General features: G+C 60.1%; 1 protein-coding gene. It reads right to left on the bottom strand.

Features of this window, described 5'->3' with window-relative positions; genetic code table 11:
• A partial coding sequence (locus B9A19_RS21705) for a non-ribosomal peptide synthetase (RefSeq protein ID WP_245804403.1) occupies positions 1 to 3,716 on the bottom strand: 3,716 nt, incomplete at its 3' end.
• Between the last annotated feature and the right edge of the window lie 66 nt (positions 3,717 to 3,782).

Genomic DNA, 3,782 nt, shown 5'->3' with positions numbered 1-3,782 from the left:
AGCTGGCGGGCGAGGACGTCGCCGCTGAGCCATTGCCGTTGCCAGTGGGCGAAGTCGGCGTACTGGATGGGTAGCGCAGGCAGGACAGGCGAGCGATCGTGCGCGCAAGCGCTATAGGCCGACGCCAGCTCGGTTTGCAGCAACGACAGCGACCAACCGTCGGCAATGATGTGATGCAGGCAGATGGCCAGCAAGTGCTCGTGTTTGCTCAACTGGATCAGTGCCACGCGCAGCAACGGTGCCTGGCCGAGGGCGAAGGGTTGCGCTGCGAGCTGCTGCATGGCGTGTGTGGCTGCATCCTCGCGTTCTGGCGTGGGGAGTGATGTCAGATCCAGTGCTCGCCAGTCCAGTACCGTAGTCGCGTCAATACGTTGCCAAGGCTTGCCTTGCTGCAGCACGAAACGAGTCCGCAGCACCTCATGCCGTGCAATGACGGCATCAAACGCCTGCCGCAGCCAGTCCGCATGCAGGTTGCCGAGCAGGCGCAGCCCGAATGCGATGTGGTAAAGCGCATTACCCGGTGCCAGATGATCAAGGAACCACAGGCGTTGCTGGGCATGCGACAGCGGCATTGCATCGCTGCGGCTGATTGCCGCAATGCGCTCGACTTGCCGGGGGTTTGTGGCGTCAATGCGGATTGCCAGCGCCGCGATCGTTGGTGCATCGAACAAGGTGCGCAGCGGCAACTCAACCTGCAGGCGATTGCGCACCTTGGACATGGCCTGTGTGGCCAACAACGAGTGCCCGCCAAGTGCAAAGAAATCGTCATGAACGCCGACGCGTGGCACCCCGAGCACCTCAGCCCAGATGGCAGCCAGCACTCGCTCGGTTTCGCTAAGCGGTGCGATATGCGCTTGCAATGCTGCAAACTGCGGTGCCGGTAACGCCTTGCGATCCACCTTGCCATTGGGTGTGAGCGGCAACTGAGCCAGTACGACGAAATGTGCCGGCACCATGTAATCCGGCAGTTGTTGCAGCAGCAAGGTGCGTAGGGTGGCAGTATCGGGCTGAGCCGAATCAGCATGAATGGCGATATAGGCAACCAGTCTTTGATCGGCCGCATCGCTGCGAGCCACCACCACTGCTTCACGCACGCCATCCACAGTCATCAGCATGGTTTCGATTTCACCCAGCTCAATGCGATGACCACGGATTTTTACCTGCTGATCGATGCGGCCAAGGTAATCGATGCGCCCATCCGGCAACCAGCGTGCCAGATCACCAGTGCGATACATGCGTGCACCATGCTCAGCGGCGTGCACGTCCAGCACAAAACGCTCAGCCGTCAGTTCGGGGCGCTGCCAGTAGCCACGAGCAACGCCAGCACCGGCAATGTGCAACTCGCCTGCTACGCCAGTAGGAGCGAGGCGGCCGTGCGCGTCCAGCATATATATCTGTGTGTTGTCGATAGGGCGGCCGATTCCAGTGGCCCCTTGGCCGGTAATGGATAGAACCTGCTGGCAGGTCGACCAGATGGTGGTCTCCGTCGGGCCATACAGGTTCCACAATTCGCCGGTGCGCTGCAGCATCCGCTGGGCCAGCTCCACCGGTAGCGCTTCGCCACCGCAAAGCGCCTTGAGATCGGGCTTGCCTTGCCAGCCACCATCCAGCAACAGCCGCCAGCCGGAAGGTGTAGCCTGCATTATCGTTACGTCATACTTGGCTATGGTGAGCGCAAGCAGATCGGCATCGGCATTGTGCTCTGCGGTACTGAGCACGATGCGTGCACCCACCGTCAACGGCAGGTAGAGCTCCAGCCCGGCAATATCGAACGACAAAGTCGTCAGCGCCAGCATCACGTCATCTGTCGTGATGCCAGGTGCTTTGGCCATGCTCCCGAGAAAATTGACAACGGCAGCGTGTTCGACCACAACGCCCTTGGGGCGGCCAGTCGAGCCTGATGTGTAAATCATATAGGCCGCGTGCTGACCAGAAACGCCGGTCTGCACGCTGGTGGGCGGAAAGCGGCTTAGATCGATGGTATCGAGGCGAAGCGCAGGAACCGCATGCGCAGCGACATCCAGCAAGCCTGTTTGCGTCAGCAACAGTGCTGGCGCAGCGTCTGTCAGCATGTGGGTCAGGCGCTCGGAAGGGTAGGTCGGGTCCAGCGGGACATAGCTGCAACCGGCCTTCAGTATGCCCAGTAGCGCAACCAGCAACTGCTGCGAACGTGTCATGCACAACGCGATCCGGGCTCCGGGCGCAACGCCCTGTGCTTGCAACGCGTGCGCAAGCTGATTGGCACGCCGCTCCAGATCGCCATAGCTGAGTTGCTTATCGCCAAAAACAACGGCCACCCGCTCCGGCGCGCGTGCAACCTGAGCCTCGAATAGCTGGTGTATGGTCGCAATCGGGTTGACGGCTGCCGTCGTTGCATTCCAGCTCGACAACAATTGCAGTCGTTCGGCTGCAGGCAAAATGTCCAGTTGCTGCAAGGCTTGATCCGGCGCATTTTCCAGCGCATCAAGCAACGCCGTGATTGCCTCAACCAGATAGCCACACACAACGGCTGGCCGGGTTGCTTTCCCCCCTTGCACCATCAGACCAAAACCGCTGCCGAGATCATCTACGGTCAAGGTCAGCGGGTAATTGGTACGTTCATCAAAGTGCAGGACTTCAATGCCGTCCAACGGCCTTGCTGCAAAGACAGAATCTGCGCTCTGGCTGTAACGGTAGTTGAGCAGGCTGGCGAACAGGGGCGTGGACGGGGCGACGCTGCTGCAGCGCTGTGCCTCGGCCAGTGAGGCATGCTCATGCTGCAGCAAGCCACTCAGGCGGGCATGTGTTTCGCGCAGGCCATGGGCAACGCTGCCCATGGCAGTACTAATGCACAAGGGCAGGGTGTTGATGCATTGCCCCATGATCTGTTCAGCGCGGGCACCACCATGCAGACGGCCAAACAGCACGGTGCCGAACACTACTTCATCGCGCCCGCAAATCCGGGCCAGCACCAGCCCCCAAGCCAGATGCCATAGGCTGGTGGCGCTGACCTGTGCGGCGCGTGCCTGCTTGCGCAGGCGTTCTGCCAACGAGATGTCCAGTTGCTGATGAACTTCATCGATCTCTTCGCCAGTGCCGTAAACGTTGTTGATACCATATGGCGCGGTTGGCTCGTCGATGTGGCCAAGCATGGTGCTGAAAAATGCCCGAGCCTGCTCCGGGGCAGTTTTGCGCGTTGTTTGGGCAATGAAGTCGCGAAACGGTACTGGTATTGGCAATTGCCCGGCCTGACCGGCCAGGAGCAGACGGATTTCCTCTGCCATCAGTTCCAGTGTGGTGTGATCGCAAATCAGGTGATGCAGCAGCAAATGCAGCACCCAGCTGCCGTTTGCAGTATCTTCCGCGATCACGGCATGCAACAGCGGCGCATTGTCGATTGCCATGCGATAGCGGCGCACGTCGTAACGTGCATCAAGCTGCAGTGCGATTGCGCCAGCCGCCGGGTCCAGCATGATGCGTTCGACGGGCAGCTCGACCTGCCGCAATACAACCTGAACCGGCTGATCGAGATCGTCCCGGATGATGCCGGTGCGGAAAATATCATGCCGGGCGATCAGCGTTTGCAGTGCGGCCATGAAGCGCGCAAGGCGTGCCTGTCCATCGAAAACGAACTGCTGCTTGATCAGATAGGTATCGCTGTCTTGATCAAGCAAATGGTGAAACAGTATGCCCTGCTGCAAGGCGCCAAGCGGATAGATATCCTGAATATTGCTCATGCCGCCGGGCACGCTAGCCGCTATCGCATCGATTGCGCTTTGCGGCAAATCGATCAGCGGCAGCAT

Source organism: Andreprevotia lacus DSM 23236 (assembly GCF_900176275.1).
GTDB classification, from domain to species: Bacteria; Pseudomonadota; Gammaproteobacteria; order Burkholderiales; family Chitinibacteraceae; genus Andreprevotia; species Andreprevotia lacus.
The sequence above is the reverse complement of the archived record's forward strand: the minus strand, read 5'-3'. Positions and strand labels throughout refer to the sequence as shown.